Origin of the sequence: Legionella erythra (assembly GCF_001467615.1) — a bacterium.
Classification (GTDB): Bacteria; Pseudomonadota; Gammaproteobacteria; order Legionellales; family Legionellaceae; genus Legionella_C; species Legionella_C erythra.
This window is the reverse complement of the sequence record NZ_LNYA01000003.1, coordinates 304,682-318,233: the sequence shown is the minus strand read 5'-3', so window position 1 is coordinate 318,233 and position 13,552 is coordinate 304,682. Positions and strand designations below refer to the sequence as shown.

Here is a 13,552-nt window from a genome sequence, read left to right as displayed (position 1 = left end):
AAAAATGGCTCATTATTTGGTGATTGCTGCAAGCAGTGCGATTGGCCAGGCGGTAACCCAGGCTTTGCTGGCTCAGGGAGACACCGTTTTTACCACGGCACGTGATGAAAGCAAAATAAAACCGGATGCAGTGCTTGATGCTGCTGATTTTAATGCCGTGGAAGCAGTATTCAGGCAAGCCGGTGATATCCAGGGCGTCGTGAATTGCAGCGGCTCATTGTTGCTTAAGGCGGCTCATTTGACCACCCAGGACCAATACCAGTCGGTTATCAATGCGTCTCTGACCACGGCTTTTGCGACCGTGCGAGCAGCAGGATTGACCATGAGGCAGGGCGGTTCGGTCGTGCTGATTGCGTCGGCGGCGGCGACCGTCGGGCTTGCGAACCATGAAGCCATCGCGGCCGCAAAATCCGGACTGATTGGCTTGGCTCGCTCAGCGGCAGCGACCTATGCCAGCACTAATCTGCGCTTTAATGTGGTAGCGCCTGGCCTGGTTTCCTCCCCTTTAACCGTCGGTTTATTGAGTAATGAACTGGCATTAAATGCTTCAAAAGCCATGCATCCCCTGGGAAGAATAGGGCGTCCCGATGAGATTGCCCGCGCCATTCTCTTTTTCTTAGAGCCAGGCAATAGCTGGATTACAGGGCAGGTTCTTGGTGTTGACGGCGGATTGAGCGCTGTCCGGGCGAAAATGAAACTCTAATCCGGATTTCAGACATGTCGACACTGTGTTTTGTCTTAGGGGATCAATTAACCCGTTCTCTGGATGCTCTGCAAAGCCTGAATAAGCAGGAGGATATTGTTTTTCTCTGTGAAGTGATGGAAGAGGCCACCTACGTCAGGCATCATCCTCAGAAAATTGCGTTTCTATTCTCAGCCATGCGCCATTTTGCTGAAGAACTCAGAGCAGATGGTTATAAGGTACGTTATATTCAATTGCATGACCCGGCGAACACGGGAAATTTCGATGACGAATTAAAAAGGGCTGTCGCTGAGGAAAAAGTCACACACATCGCTTTAACCCATCCCGGCGAATGGCGCGTTTGGCAAAAATTTTGTTCATGGAAAGAGGAACTGCCCCTGCCGATTAAAGTCTTTAGGGATAATCGGTTCTTATGTTCCATTCAGGCATTTAAATCCTGGGCTCAGGGAAGAAAACAATTACGCATGGAGTATTTTTACCGCGACATGCGAAGACAGTACGGATTGTTAATGGGGGCGGATAATCAACCGGAAGGGGGGCAATGGAACTATGATGCCGACAACCGCAAGCGTTTAAAGCAGCCCCTTAAGCTTCCCAAGCGGATAATTCATGAAAAAGATGACATAACCCGGGTTGTTTTGAGTGAGGTTAAGCATCGTTTTCACGATCATTTTGGCGCGATAGATCCTTTTAACATGGCGGTCACCCGGGCTCAGGCTTTAATCGAAGCCCGTTATTTCATTGACCATTACCTGCACGCATTTGGCCCTTATCAAGACGCCATGATGAGTGGTGAAGCAACGCTTTATCATGCCAGGTTATCAGCCTATCTCAACGCAGGCCTGTTACTGCCGCTTGAACTTTGCCAATGGGTGGAGAAGGCTTATCAGGATAAAAAAATAGCGTTAAATACCGCGGAAGGATTTATTCGGCAGGTCTTGGGCTGGCGAGAATTTGTCCGTGGCGTTTATTGGTTGCACATGCCCAATTACGCAGGGCTCAATTATCTGGAGAGCAAAAGACCCTTACCGTTATGTTACTGGGGAGGGTCAACCCGGATGCATTGCATCCGCGAGGTCGTATCCCACACCCATCAACAGGCTTATTCGCATCATATTCAACGGCTCATGGTTACGGGGAATTTTGCTTTGTTGGCTGGGCTTGACCCCCAGGAAGTCTGTGCCTGGTACCTGGCCGTTTATGCCGATGCCTATGAGTGGGTGGAGCTGCCAAATACCCTCGGTATGGCGCTGTTTGCCGATGGTGGGATAATGGCCAGTAAACCGTATGCGGCCAGCGGCAAATACATTCAGCGAATGAGTGATTTTTGCCAATCCTGCTCTTATAATCCCAATGACACCGTAGGCGAGGGGGCCTGCCCGTTTAATTCGCTTTATTGGAATTTTCTCCATACCCATCAGCAAAAATTACAAAAAAATAATCGCCTTCATTATGCTTACCTGAATTGGGAAAACATGTCGCAAGAGAAGAAAGCCGCTATTCTTTCCCAGGCTGAAAGCTACCTGAGGCAGCTCGCTGACAATATGCTGTAAGCGAAATATAGCCGCCTCTTTGCCAGACGCTTAGTGATGGCTGGTGTTGACGGTTACCGCTCATAGGCGGCGAGAGCGGCCTGGATGGCAGGGCGCTCGCTTAGGGTATGATACCAACTGGCGAGATGTGGAAATTGCTTTTCATCCATAGGTGTTTTATAAAAGACTTCATAACAATAAATCCAGGGCCAGATGGCCATGTCGGCGATGGTATAGTCGTTGCCGGCGATAAAATCATGTTGCATGAGTTGCTTATCCATAACCCCCATGAGGCGCAATACCTCATCGCTGTAGCGTTTTTTTGCATAGGGAACCTGCTCAGGCGCATAGACGGTAAAATGGCCGTATTGCCCGAACATGGGGCCTATGCTGCCTACCTGAAAATAACACCATTGCAGGACATTAAATTTGGGCTTTAGGGTCTGGGGTAAAAATTGCTGGTGTTTTTCCGCCAGGTACTCCAGTATGGCGACGCTTTCAAATAAATGAAAATCATTGTCGCTGTCACGCAGGGCGGGAATTTTGTTATTGGGGGAAATTGTTAAAAAGTCGGGTTTGAATTGCTCTCCCTCACGGATATTCACGAGCTTGATTTCGTAAGGAACGTTTAATTCTTCCAGCAAAATGGTGGGTTTAAAGCCATTGGGCGTAGCGAACGAATAGAGCGTGTACATAATTGTCCTTATCAGCAAGTGGAACTTTAAACTATAGCGGATGGTTATCGGGGTTGGGAATAGTTTTTTTGTCTTCCCAGACGAGAGGAAAGAGGGGGTGGTTAAGGGGGGAACCGGCGGTTAATTCCTCATTGAGGCCTGGAAAATCAGGCGAGGTGGGCCAGCTTCGCGGGGCATAAACCATGTCGTCGCCAAGAAAGCGAAGAGAAAAAATCCGTCTTCGGGTGTCCTGTACGCCGCCTGCTGCATGCAGGGTCAGCATGTGGAAACAGACGACATCGCCAGGTTCCATGTCCCAGCCGATAATGGGGAAGCGCTCACGCGCTGCGTCGATGTCGGGCAATTCCGCCAGCGACCCTTCAGGGAACCATTTGGCTTGATTATCCATGAAGGCTCTCGGCATCAGCCAGGGTCCGCGGTGGGAGCCTGCGACAAACTCTAAAGTCGAAGCACGGCTGACGGAATCAACCGGAATCCAGAAGCTTACATTCTGATAGCCATCAATATTGTAGTAGGGTTGATCCTGATGCCAGGGGGTAGGCTGACGGGTATGAGGTTCCTTGACCAGGAGGTGGTCATGGTAAAGCCTGACACGGCGGCTATTCATTAATCGAGCGGCCACTTCACCCAAAGGCGAGTCAAAAATGAGTTGCCGATAAAACGGATTTTGCTGCCAGGTGCAGAAATCTTCGACAAAAAAGCCGGGATCATCCGCGCGGCTGGCTATTTTAGCGCGCGGGCTGAGCGTGGCTAAATTGAGTTCAATGCCTTGTCGCAGGTTTTCAATCTGCCGGGTATTGAGCAATTGCCTGAGGCAGACAGCGCCCTGCCGCGCAAAATCATCGAAGGCTTGATGCAAAGGCATGCGATGCCCGCCTAAACAGCGTGAGGCTGTATCCAGCCCAGGCTAAACGCTACGATAAGAAAGATGAAAAGCGCAAGCGACAAGCCAATTCGCCAGCTTAAGGCTTTGACTGTGCGGGTAGTTTTTCCCTCATCCCGAATCAGGAAGAACAGGCCGCTGCCCAGAGAAATCAGGATAATGAGCATGGCCAGGATAATAACAACTTTAGTCATGAGGAAATCCTTAAAAAACTTTCAATTAAAATATCACAATTTGAACATCGAGGGGTATACTCTCAACTTTGATTAGAAAGCGTAAAGGCAACCTCTCGTTTAATTATGACTCATTTCTTCACCGGTAATTATCGATTTGCTCCCACATGGCGCATGACCCTGCTGACTCTTATAGTTATTACGTTGCTTGCCGGGCTTGGTTGTTGGCAGATTGCGCGGGCTCATGAAAAAGAAAGCACCCTTCGGCTTGAAGCGCAAAGCGCCAAAAAACCGGTCGTCGATTGGCTGCCTGACAATCCGAACCCGTCCCAATACCAACGTATCCGCATCGCCGGTACATTTCTTCCCATGGTGTTTTTGTTGGATAACCAGCATCATGACCATGCCTTTGGCTACCATGTCTTGAACCCGCTACGGCTTGAAAATGACCAGCTTGTTTTAGTGGACAGAGGGTGGATTAAAGGCAGTCTGAATCGCAATCAGTTGCCGGAGGTCACTGTGCCGCCAGAACCGGTGACCGTAACTGGCCGTGTTTATTATCCCTCGGCTAAGCAGTGGGTATTGGGGGATGCTATTGAACAAAAAAATGACAAATATTATGTCATTGAAAAAATTGATACAAATTTAGTCAGCCAAGTTTTGCATAAATCAGTCTATCCGTTTATCATTCGCCTCAGTAAACATGCCGCGAACGGGTATATTCGTGAATGGCCGGTTGTGGCCATGTCCCCGCAACGTCATTATGCTTATGCAGCACAATGGTTTGCCATGGCCACCGTGGTATTGGTAATTTATATCGTACTGAATCGTAAGAAAACCCATGAAAAAAACTAAAAATCAGAAACTGGCTTTAATCATACTCGCCCTGATGTTTGCGGCACCGGCGCCTATAGCCTACTTGTTTTTCAAACACCCCCAGTGGTTAGGTGCCCATACCAACAAAGGGGAATTGCTTAAGCCAGCCGTATCGTTAAGTGCCATCAACAACAGGGAAAAGTGGCATCTGTTGCTTTGGCATCCAGGCACCTGTGAATCAGTCTGCAGCCAGCAGCTCGATAAACTGGCCCGTGTCCGGCTTGCTCTGGGGAGGCGGCTTTACGAAGTGGAGCAATGGTTGGTGATAAGGGATACCGATCCTGCCTTGCCTCAACCCTTGCTGAATACACTGCATGAGCAGGATATCCATGTCCTGCGTCTTGGAGAGACACAAGGGCAGGTGATTGAGAAATTGACTGGTGAAGACCGGGTGTTCATTGCTGACCCGAATAATTACCTGATTCTTTCGTACAGCCTGACGGCAAAATCAGAAGATATATTCCACGATTTAAAACAGTTACTGACCACGGTTGAAACAAAGAGTAATTAGCATGCAAACAAAAACCACCCGTTATGCCGCTATCCTCGCGGTCGCCTTAGCCCTGTTTGTGGTCATGCTTGGGGCTTATACCCGCTTGACGGACGCAGGACTTGGTTGTCCCGATTGGCCGGGATGTTATGGGCATCTGGTTTTACCCAATGCCGAATCCGCATTAACCGCCGCGCAACAATCTTATCCCGATAGTCCGATTGAGTCGCGCAAGGCCTGGACGGAAATGGCGCACCGCTACGCTGCCGGCACCCTGGCCTTATTGATTATTTTTTTGGGAGGCCATGCGCTGGCTTCCCGTGTTAAAAAGGCAGGAATACCCTGGCGCTTGCCAGTCAGCCTGATCGTACTGGTTTTTTTTCAGGCCTCACTGGGCATGTGGACTGTCACGATGAAACTCTTGCCGGTGGTGGTGATGGCCCACTTACTGGGTGGGATCATTATTTTTTCCTGCTTAAGCTGCCTGTGTCTTCAATCATTTAATTCCAACCGGCCTGCCTTGCCGCAATGGCGTCTTGGCATCGGTTTGGGATTGATTATCGTGCTGGTACAAATTGCGTTGGGCGGTTGGGTCAGCTCCAATTATGCCGGTATTGCCTGCATCGGGTTTCCTCAATGCAATGGGCAATGGCTGCCTGCCCTGCATTTCACCCAGGGGTTTAATTTGTTTTCATCGGTTGGGGCGAATTATCAGGGTGGTGTTCTGGATAACGAGGTACGGGTTACCATTCAAACCATTCATCGGTTCTGGGCGGTGGTGACGGCTGTCTACGTCCTGGGGCTGAGCGCGGTATTATTGAGCAGGGCCTCATACCCGACGCTGCGTTTACTGGCTATCGCCGCCCTGGTATTGGTCGCCATTCAGTTTACCCTGGGTATATTGAATGTCGTTTATCTTCTGCCGCTTGGCGTAGCCGTTTTACACAATGGGGTTGCTGCTTTGTTGATGGCAACAGTCTTCATGATGTTTTATCTGACGATGGGGAAACAACGCAATGCAGGCTAAGCATGAATTGGCGACAACGGTAGACTGGCGCGATTATCTTGAGCTGTGCAAACCGCGTGTGGTCGCCCTGATGTTGCTGACAGTCGTGGTAGGGATGTACCTTGCAGCTCCGGGGTGGGTACCGCTTTCGACGTTGCTGGTGTCGTTAGTGGGTATAGGACTTTGTGCCGGCAGCGCAGCGGCGATTAATCACCTGGTGGACAAGCGCATCGATGCCATCATGGCGCGGACTAAAAAAAGACCGGTCGCCCGTGGCCGTGTTTCAGTCACCCAAGCTATTTATTTTGCCGCGGTTTTAGGTGTCAGCGGCCTTGTTTTGCTGTTGCTCTGGGTAAATACCTTAACAGCTGCGTTAACCTTTATTACCCTCATTGGTTACGCGGGCATCTACACCGGTTATTTAAAACGGGCGACACCTCAAAACATTGTTATTGGGGGTTTGGCCGGGGCCGCCCCTCCCTTGCTTGGATGGACTGCAGTCACCAATCACCTTGATCCGGAAGCCTTATTGCTGGTGCTGATTATTTTCACCTGGACGCCTCCGCATTTCTGGGCTTTGGCTATTTATCGTTTTGAGGAATATCAGCACGCGGAAATCCCCATGCTGCCAGTAACCCATGGCATTGCGTTCACCAAATTAAATGTTTTGTTATACACCATTTTATTGCTGGTTGTCAGTATTCTTCCTTTTGCAGTCGGCATGAGCGGATTTGTCTATCTGGCGGCGGCCCTCGCGCTGGGGATTCGGTTTCTGCAGTGGTCGCTGCGTTTGTATCGAACGGATCAGGGCGTTATTGCCATGCGTACTTTTCGTTTTTCGATTGTGTATTTGATGCTTTTGTTTGTATTTTTATTGATTGACCATTATCTCTAGGGGGAAACATGACGGTTCAGAAAACTCGAATCAACCTGACAGTGATTTTACTGCTGGCTTTTGTGGCGCTGGTAACTGGTTTTTTTGTTTCGCAGCATTTGCATAAAGGCAAGAAAATTAATGTTTCGCAATTCCACGGAACCCTGCTTGAAACCCCGCGCAGCGTCAATAACTTTTCCTTAACGGGCATTGATAATCAACCCTTTAATAACCAAAGCCTCAAAGGCCAGTGGACGCTGGTTTTCTTTGGCTTTACAAGTTGCGGATACCTCTGCCCGACGACCATGGCTGAACTGGCAAAAATGTATCGTACGCTGGAAGAAAAAGGCGTGAACCCCCTACCCAGGGTCGTGATGATTTCAATCGATCCCGATCGCGACGACTTACAAAAACTGGCTGACTACGTCAAGTCCTTCGACCCGCATTTTTATGGCGCCCGAGGCGAGAGCAAGGCGATTAAAAAAATGACACGTGAAATGGGTATTGCCTATGCCAAAGTTGCTATGCCAACCACTCAGGATGCGCAAAATTACGATGTCCAGCACAGCGGTACGGTGATGTTGTTTAATCCCGAAGGGGAATTGAGTGCTTTCTTCACTACCCCGCACCAGGCCCTGACCCTGGCTAAGGATTACCAATTATTGGTCGGTTAAATTATTTATACAGGAATACCATGGATGTGCCCGGGATAGGCTAAGCATAAAGGTAAGTTTTGAGCTAGGCTCTGCTTATAGAATAAAAAAATCAGATTCGGGAACAGCGCGTTATGAAAATTGCAATATTGGCCACTAACCCCCAGTTGTATTCTCATCAGCGGTTAAAAGCTGCGGGTGAGGAGGCGGGTCATGAGGTAAGTATTATTAACCCACTTTATTGCTACATGAATGTGGCTGCGTCCTGTCCAAAAGTCCATTACCGGGGCGGCGAACCCTTGCCGCGTTATGATGCGGTGATTCCCCGCATTGGTGCGTCCATCACGTATTACGGGACAGCGGTGTTACGCCATATGGAAACGATGGGCATGTATACCGTCAATGAATCAATTGCGATTTCGCGATCACGTGATAAATTCCGTTCCCTGCAATTGTTGGCACGTAAAGGCATCCCGATGCCGCTGACCAGTTTTGCGCAATCACCGGATGACACCGAGGATTTAATTCGCATGGTTGGTGGTGCACCCCTGGTTATCAAATTATTGGAAGGCACGCAGGGCAAAGGCGTTATTCTCGCTGACAGCCATCAATCGGCAGTCAGCATCATCAATGCCTTTAAAGAGATGTCTGCCAATATCCTGGTGCAGGAATTCATTGAAGAATCGCGCGGCACGGATATTCGCTGTTTTGTTATTGGCGATAAAGTGGTGGCGGCCATCAAGCGCCAAGCCAAGGAAGGGGAATTTCGCGCTAATGTGCATCAGGGCGGTAAGGCTCTTAAAGTCAAGCTATCGCCTCAGGAGCGAGCCATTGCCGTGGCGGCCGCTAAAACCATGGGTTTAAAAGTGGCGGGCGTCGATTTGATCCGCTCAAATCACGGTCCTCTGGTCCTTGAAATTAATTCATCACCCGGATTGGAGGGGATAGAGAAAGCGACCCACGTTAATATTGCGGGCAAAATTATTCAATACATCGAGAAAAATGCCAAACCAATAAGCGCTAACCATCGTTTTCATGGTTAAAAGCCGTGTTGATAAAAATCAGGAGAAATTTATCGAGCCGGATACACCTGCAATTCACTGCCACTCCTGCCCCAGGCTAGACTCAGATAAAACGAAACGATGGGCCTGTTAAAAAGGGTCTGGCTGATGCAATAAATAACAGAGCTGACTGCGCATTATCATTAAATGATGGATTATTAGCCAACTAATTGGTAAAATATGGGACCAAGGTGATGAATGTAAATCCATCATCATGCATTTGCGGGGTTTTGATGCAACGAAATAATGACAATTACCTTTCCAGAATTCAATCCATTGATTTATTGCGTGGTGTTCTGATTATCCTGATGGCATTGGATCATGTTCGCGATTTTTTTTGGTGTGACGTCCTATCGACCGGATGATCTGCTCCATACTACCCCTGCTGTGTTCATGACTCGTTGGATTACTTCCGTTTGCGCCCCTACCTTTATTTTCTTAAGTGGCTTAAGTGCTTATCTGTACTGCAGTAAAACGTCTCCGCAACAAACGACGGTGTTCTTATTAAAAAGAGGAGTTTTTTTTATACTTCTCGAAGTTTTCTTATCGTTTGCTGGTAAACCCTTAGGACCTCCTATCCTGATTCTGCAGGTCATCTGGGTCATTGGTGTATCGATGATAATTCTTGCGGGTTTACTGTGGTTACCCCGCAGGGTATTGTTGTCTTTTTCAATGATCGTTATTGCTACACATAATTTTCTCGATCCAGTGACAGTGGGTAATTCTGCCTGGTCATCCCTCCTTTGGCATGTGGCCCATAACCCTGTGGTAATGACAGGGCATGGATTCACCCTTTTTATTTCCTATCCTTTGATTCCCTGGTTTGCTGTGATGGTGTTGGGCTATGGTTTAGGTCCCTGGATGCAAGCCCCGCTGGCTCAAAGGAACAAAAATTTTATGCTACTGGGTGCTTCTTTTTTATTGGCTTTCGTGGTGCTTCGCTTTTTGAATGGCTATGGGGACATGATTCATTGGCAAACTCAGCCCAGGGGAGAAATTTATACGCTCTTGTCGTTTATTAAAGTCACCAAATACCCGCCGTCTTTGTTGTTTATTTTGATTACGCTGGGTACTGTGACATTATTATGGCCTTTATGGGAATATTGGCGGGGGGCTACCAGTCAGTTTGTACTAACCTTTGGTAAAGTCGCTATCTTTTTTTATTTGATTCACCTGTTTATTATTATTTCTGCCTCCAACTTGTTAGCGAATGTATTTATGCATCCTACTGGAGGGTGGTGGTCGCCCGGGGAAAGTACCATCTCACCCTTATACCACTTCAGCCTGTTACGCGTGTACCTTCTGTGGATTGTACTATTGGCTATGACTTATCCTCTTTGTCGTTGGTATAAGCAATACAAAGCCGCTCATGATTATTGGTGGTTAAAATATTTTTAATGAGGCAACCGGCTTTGTGTAGTTTGCAGCCAATTGCAACGTTTGATTAGCTGGCTTTTGTTTTCTTTTGCTTCTGCTCACTTTTGCCAATTAACCAGTCGGGATTAACTTCCAACTCTTCAGCCAATATTTTTAACAGGGCTTCATCGGGCACAGTGATGCCATTAAGCATGGCTTCGGCTTTAAATTTGGGAATTTTAATTAGCTTGGAAAACACCTCGATACGCTCATCACTGCGTAACGGTACACCTATCGCATCAAGCTCCCGATTAAGACGTTCAGCAAATTGTTTGTTAGGCATGGTTTTCCGTCAAAAGTTTCATTAACTACTTCTATAGCATAAAAAAAATGGATTTTGCAATCTTCTTGGCTGTAAGCTATAAGCTTAAGTAAAGAATACTCCACAATCCAGCATATCGGATTGAAATAAAGGGGAGAAATACTGTGGGATCATTAATTACATTAGGTTTATTAGCCATTTTTGCCATTGCCTTTGTGTTGGCGGGTGTTAAAGTGGTTCCACAGTCCGAAGAATGGACTGTGGAGCGTTTTGGACGCTACACGCAAACCTTGATGCCAGGTTTGGGACTGATTATCCCCTTTATTGATCGGGTAACTTACAAAGTCAATATGAGAGAGCGGGTATTAGATATCCCCCCTCAGGAAGTGATTTCTTCCGATAACGCCATGGTGACCATTGATGCTGTGTGCTTCTTTCAGGTCGTTGATCCTGCCAAAGCGGCTTATCAGGTCGATAATCTTGAGCATGCCATTCGTAACCTGACCATGACCAATATCCGTACTGTACTTGGTTCGCTTGAATTGGATGGCATGTTAAGTCAGCGCGATGAAATTAATAATCGTCTGATGCACGTGGTCGATGCAGCGACCAATCCCTGGGGTGTGAAAGTGACTCGCATTGAAATCAGGGATATCCGCCCGCCGCAAAATTTGATTGATGCCATGGCTAACCAGATGAAAGCAGAAAGGGAAAAGCGGGCCGCTATTCTCGCTGCGGAAGGAGACAGGCAAGCGGAAATATTACGGGCAGAAGGCGACAAGCAAGGTCAGATTTTAAGAGCTGAAGCGGATAAGCAGGCCGCTTTTCTCGCGGCGGAAGCTAGAGAAAGAACAGCCCAGGCGGATGCCAATGCCACCCAAATGGTTTCTGTGGCCATTGCCGAAGGGGATATTAATGCCATTAATTATTTTATTGCCGAGAAATACGTTGATGCGTTAAAAACCATCGGTAATGCTCAAAACAGTAAAATGGTATTACTGCCGGTGGAAGCAACCGGTGTGATTGGCGCCTTGGGCGGCATGGCCGAAATGTTAAAAAGCATTAATCCCAGGAATGCAAACAAAGTTCAATTATAAGGGTACGCCATGGCATGGTTATTATATTGGCATTGGTTGGCATTAGCCCTGTTGCTGATTATTGCTGAAACATTGGGGGCTGCCGGTTTCCTTATCGCCTTAGGTATGGCAGCGGCGATAACGGGTTTTATGACGTGGTTGATGTTGATCACCTGGCAATGGCAGCTGGTTTGGTTTTCTGTACTGAGTATTTTTTTTGCTTACGCCTGGTGGCGTTTTCTTAAACACCGCACGAGCTTAAAACCGCCCACTTTGATTAATCGCCCTTTTGAATCCATGCTGGGGCGAACCGTGACCCTGGTCGAGGCGATTGAGAATGGACGCGGCAAAATCCGTATCAACGATGCGCACTGGTTTGTAACGGGACCAGAATTACCTGCCGGAACCCGTGTGAAAGTGGTTGGCATCGAAGACGGTACCCTGCTCATCGTCGAGCCGCTTACACCGTAAGCGGTTCTTCCTGTCGTAACTGGCAAATATCGACCAAGCTTTCCACCCATTGCGGAGTATCATTTAAACAGGGGATAACGGTTAGTTTTTCGCCTCCCAGCTTCATCCATTGCAATTGGGCGCGCAAGCCGATTTCTTCCAACGTTTCCAGGCAATCGGCAACAAAGGACGGGCAGGCGACCGCAAGGCGCTTGATGCCCTGCGAGGCCAGCTCCGTGAGCACTTCGTCGGTATAAGGCTTAATCCAGGGTGTTTTACCTAGTCTGGATTGAAAAGCAATCTGGTAGTAACCGGCCGGCAAACCCAGGCGTGACGCGAGCAGTTGGCCGGTAGCGAAGCATTGAGCCCGGTAGCAGGCTTGATTTGCGGCAGCGGGTAGGGGGCAATTGTTACTACAGATGGCCTCGCAACCACTGGCTTTGAGGTGTCGCTCCGGGACCCCATGGAAACTTAAGAGTAAGTAATCATGTTCATCCAGATAAGGCTTAATCCGTTGTGCCTGTGCTGCAAGAAAGCGGGGATGATTATAAAAATCACGAATAATCGTTAACGAGGGTTGAACCGGCTTTTTGGCCAATAAGGTCAATACGTTTTCAATGGACGAACCGGTGGCCGCTGACGAATATTGGGGATATAAGGGCAACACAGTGATATGGGTGCAATGCCTGAGTTGCTGAAGGGCCTCCTCAATGGACGGATTACCATAACGCATGCCCAGTGCGACCTGACATTGATCACCTAAAACGGATTGTAATTTAGCGGCTAAATTTCGACTATGGATAAGCAAGGGAGAACCGCCTTCTTTCCAAATGGCCTGATAAGCCTGAGCCGATTGCCGCGGTCTGAAAGGAAGAATAAGCCCATAGAGAAGGGGATACCGGATAAGTGCCGGCAAATCGATCACACGCCGATCGGCTAAAAATTCCCGTAAATAACGGCGCACAGAACGGGTATCCGGTGCATCGGGTGTGCCGAGATTAATTAACAGGAGACCTTGCTTCATCATGTTCAAATCCAGCATTGAAAAAGGCAATGATACATGATGTTCGGTAACACAGCAGCAAAAAGCTACTGTGTTACTGCATTGAATGGCTTAAGCTGAAGTTGTTTCAGACAAGGCCACTACATTGGAAGCATGTAAGCCGCGATCGCCTTTTTCCACATCGTAACTGACTTGTTGCCCGGGAACGAGGGTTTTATAGCCGGTACCGTGAATGGCTGAGAAGTGAACAAAAATATCTTCACCGCCCCCCTCGGGCATAATAAAACCCCACCCTTTGGCATTGTTAAACCATTTGACTTCGCCTGTAGCCATGACTCCTCCTTTTGCTAAAGCTTATCAATCGTCGACTGGATTATCTTTCCAGCTGAGCAATTGCAT

General features: G+C 48.2%; 17 protein-coding genes. 11 read left to right on the top strand and 6 right to left on the bottom strand.

Annotated elements, in window-relative coordinates; genetic code table 11:
- Positions 1 to 4 precede the first annotated feature (4 nt).
- Both Lery_RS02615 and Lery_RS02610 read left to right on the top strand, forming a co-directional pair.
- A complete protein-coding gene (locus tag Lery_RS02615; protein WP_058525687.1) occupies positions 5 to 703 on the top strand; it encodes an SDR family NAD(P)-dependent oxidoreductase in 699 nt (232 codons plus the stop codon).
- Positions 704 to 717: 14 nt separating this feature from the next.
- Positions 718 to 2,256: a cryptochrome/photolyase family protein gene (locus Lery_RS02610; protein ID WP_058525686.1), complete on the top strand. Its 1,539-nt coding sequence runs from the start codon at positions 718 to 720 to the stop codon at positions 2,254 to 2,256.
- A gap of 53 nt (positions 2,257 to 2,309) precedes the next feature.
- Here Lery_RS02610 and Lery_RS02605 read toward each other — a convergent pair whose 3' ends face one another.
- The 3 genes from Lery_RS02605 to Lery_RS02595 are packed head-to-tail and all read right to left on the bottom strand — an operon-like array spanning position 2,310 to position 4,007.
- Positions 2,310 to 2,930 (bottom strand): glutathione S-transferase family protein, encoded by a 621-nt coding sequence (locus Lery_RS02605; RefSeq protein ID WP_058525685.1) that lies wholly within the window; start codon positions 2,928 to 2,930, stop codon positions 2,310 to 2,312.
- A gap of 31 nt (positions 2,931 to 2,961) precedes the next feature.
- Positions 2,962 to 3,795, bottom strand: coding sequence for a phytanoyl-CoA dioxygenase family protein (locus tag Lery_RS02600; protein ID WP_058525684.1), 834 nt, complete (start codon positions 3,793 to 3,795; stop codon positions 2,962 to 2,964).
- 11 nt (positions 3,796 to 3,806) lie between these two features.
- Complete coding sequence (locus Lery_RS02595; protein WP_058525683.1) at positions 3,807 to 4,007, bottom strand: twin transmembrane helix small protein; 201 nt, start codon at positions 4,005 to 4,007, stop codon at positions 3,807 to 3,809.
- Positions 4,008 to 4,112: 105 nt separating this feature from the next.
- Between Lery_RS02595 and Lery_RS02590 the strand changes: the two genes are divergently transcribed.
- From Lery_RS02590 to Lery_RS02560, 7 genes are all read left to right on the top strand, one after another.
- On the top strand, positions 4,113 to 4,841 hold the full coding sequence (locus tag Lery_RS02590; protein WP_065230225.1) for an SURF1 family protein: 729 nt from the start codon (positions 4,113 to 4,115) through the stop codon (positions 4,839 to 4,841).
- Positions 4,828 to 5,373, top strand: a complete 546-nt coding sequence (locus Lery_RS02585) for a hypothetical protein (protein WP_058525682.1) — start codon at positions 4,828 to 4,830, stop codon at positions 5,371 to 5,373. The genes Lery_RS02590 and Lery_RS02585 overlap by 14 nt, the downstream gene beginning before the upstream one ends.
- A 1-nt stretch (position 5,374) precedes the next feature.
- A complete protein-coding gene (locus tag Lery_RS02580; protein WP_058525681.1) occupies positions 5,375 to 6,379 on the top strand; it encodes a COX15/CtaA family protein in 1,005 nt (334 codons plus the stop codon).
- Entirely contained in the window at positions 6,369 to 7,253 is an 885-nt protein-coding gene (gene cyoE, locus Lery_RS02575) for a heme o synthase (protein WP_058525680.1), read from the top strand. The genes Lery_RS02580 and cyoE overlap by 11 nt, the downstream gene beginning before the upstream one ends.
- Before the next feature lie 8 nt (positions 7,254 to 7,261).
- On the top strand, positions 7,262 to 7,906 hold the full coding sequence (locus Lery_RS02570; RefSeq protein ID WP_058525679.1) for an SCO family protein: 645 nt from the start codon (positions 7,262 to 7,264) through the stop codon (positions 7,904 to 7,906).
- A gap of 113 nt (positions 7,907 to 8,019) precedes the next feature.
- Positions 8,020 to 8,928, top strand: a complete 909-nt coding sequence (rimK, locus tag Lery_RS02565) for a 30S ribosomal protein S6--L-glutamate ligase (protein ID WP_058525678.1) — start codon at positions 8,020 to 8,022, stop codon at positions 8,926 to 8,928.
- Between the two features lie 339 nt (positions 8,929 to 9,267).
- Positions 9,268 to 10,344: an acetyltransferase domain-containing protein gene (locus tag Lery_RS02560; protein WP_058525677.1), complete on the top strand. Its 1,077-nt coding sequence runs from the start codon at positions 9,268 to 9,270 to the stop codon at positions 10,342 to 10,344.
- A gap of 46 nt (positions 10,345 to 10,390) precedes the next feature.
- On the opposite strand, the gene Lery_RS02555 is transcribed toward Lery_RS02560, so the two are convergent.
- A complete protein-coding gene (locus Lery_RS02555; RefSeq protein WP_058525676.1) occupies positions 10,391 to 10,645 on the bottom strand; it encodes a hypothetical protein in 255 nt (84 codons plus the stop codon).
- 143 nt (positions 10,646 to 10,788) lie between these two features.
- On the opposite strand from Lery_RS02555, the gene Lery_RS02550 reads away from it, so the two are divergent.
- Both Lery_RS02550 and Lery_RS02545 read left to right on the top strand, forming a co-directional pair.
- Positions 10,789 to 11,721: an SPFH domain-containing protein gene (locus Lery_RS02550; RefSeq protein ID WP_058525675.1), complete on the top strand. Its 933-nt coding sequence runs from the start codon at positions 10,789 to 10,791 to the stop codon at positions 11,719 to 11,721.
- Between the two features lie 9 nt (positions 11,722 to 11,730).
- Entirely contained in the window at positions 11,731 to 12,171 is a 441-nt protein-coding gene (locus tag Lery_RS02545; RefSeq protein WP_058525674.1) for an NfeD family protein, read from the top strand.
- Here Lery_RS02545 and hemH read toward each other — a convergent pair.
- Both hemH and Lery_RS02535 read right to left on the bottom strand, forming a co-directional pair.
- Positions 12,161 to 13,174, bottom strand: coding sequence for a ferrochelatase (gene hemH / locus Lery_RS02540; RefSeq protein ID WP_058525728.1), 1,014 nt, complete (start codon positions 13,172 to 13,174; stop codon positions 12,161 to 12,163). The genes Lery_RS02545 and hemH overlap by 11 nt on opposite strands.
- Positions 13,175 to 13,264: 90 nt before the next feature.
- The gene (locus tag Lery_RS02535; protein ID WP_058525673.1) at positions 13,265 to 13,486 is read right to left on the bottom strand and encodes a cold-shock protein; all 222 of its coding nucleotides are present in this window, start codon (positions 13,484 to 13,486) and stop codon (positions 13,265 to 13,267) included.
- Positions 13,487 to 13,552: the final 66 nt, after the last annotated feature.

What these genes read in the sequence shown, in the direction of transcription:
- Lery_RS02615 (WP_058525687.1), top strand. Translation starts at nt 5, where the DNA reads ATGGCTCATTATTTGGTGATTGCTGCAAGCAGTGCGATTGGCCAGGCG.
- Lery_RS02610 (WP_058525686.1), top strand. Translation starts at nt 718, where the DNA reads ATGTCGACACTGTGTTTTGTCTTAGGGGATCAATTAACCCGTTCTCTG.
- Lery_RS02605 (WP_058525685.1), bottom strand. Translation starts at nt 2,930, where the DNA reads ATGTACACGCTCTATTCGTTCGCTACGCCCAATGGCTTTAAACCCACC.
- Lery_RS02600 (WP_058525684.1), bottom strand. Translation starts at nt 3,795, where the DNA reads ATGCCTTTGCATCAAGCCTTCGATGATTTTGCGCGGCAGGGCGCTGTC.
- Lery_RS02595 (WP_058525683.1), bottom strand. Translation starts at nt 4,007, where the DNA reads ATGACTAAAGTTGTTATTATCCTGGCCATGCTCATTATCCTGATTTCT.
- Lery_RS02590 (WP_065230225.1), top strand. Translation starts at nt 4,113, where the DNA reads ATGACTCATTTCTTCACCGGTAATTATCGATTTGCTCCCACATGGCGC.
- Lery_RS02585 (WP_058525682.1), top strand. Translation starts at nt 4,828, where the DNA reads ATGAAAAAAACTAAAAATCAGAAACTGGCTTTAATCATACTCGCCCTG.
- Lery_RS02580 (WP_058525681.1), top strand. Translation starts at nt 5,375, where the DNA reads ATGCAAACAAAAACCACCCGTTATGCCGCTATCCTCGCGGTCGCCTTA.
- cyoE (WP_058525680.1), top strand. Translation starts at nt 6,369, where the DNA reads ATGCAGGCTAAGCATGAATTGGCGACAACGGTAGACTGGCGCGATTAT.
- Lery_RS02570 (WP_058525679.1), top strand. Translation starts at nt 7,262, where the DNA reads ATGACGGTTCAGAAAACTCGAATCAACCTGACAGTGATTTTACTGCTG.
- rimK (WP_058525678.1), top strand. Translation starts at nt 8,020, where the DNA reads ATGAAAATTGCAATATTGGCCACTAACCCCCAGTTGTATTCTCATCAG.
- Lery_RS02560 (WP_058525677.1), top strand. Translation starts at nt 9,268, where the DNA reads ATGTTCGCGATTTTTTTTGGTGTGACGTCCTATCGACCGGATGATCTG.
- Lery_RS02555 (WP_058525676.1), bottom strand. Translation starts at nt 10,645, where the DNA reads ATGCCTAACAAACAATTTGCTGAACGTCTTAATCGGGAGCTTGATGCG.
- Lery_RS02545 (WP_058525674.1), top strand. Translation starts at nt 11,731, where the DNA reads ATGGCATGGTTATTATATTGGCATTGGTTGGCATTAGCCCTGTTGCTG.
- hemH (WP_058525728.1), bottom strand. Translation starts at nt 13,174, where the DNA reads ATGAAGCAAGGTCTCCTGTTAATTAATCTCGGCACACCCGATGCACCG.
- Lery_RS02535 (WP_058525673.1), bottom strand. Translation starts at nt 13,486, where the DNA reads ATGGCTACAGGCGAAGTCAAATGGTTTAACAATGCCAAAGGGTGGGGT.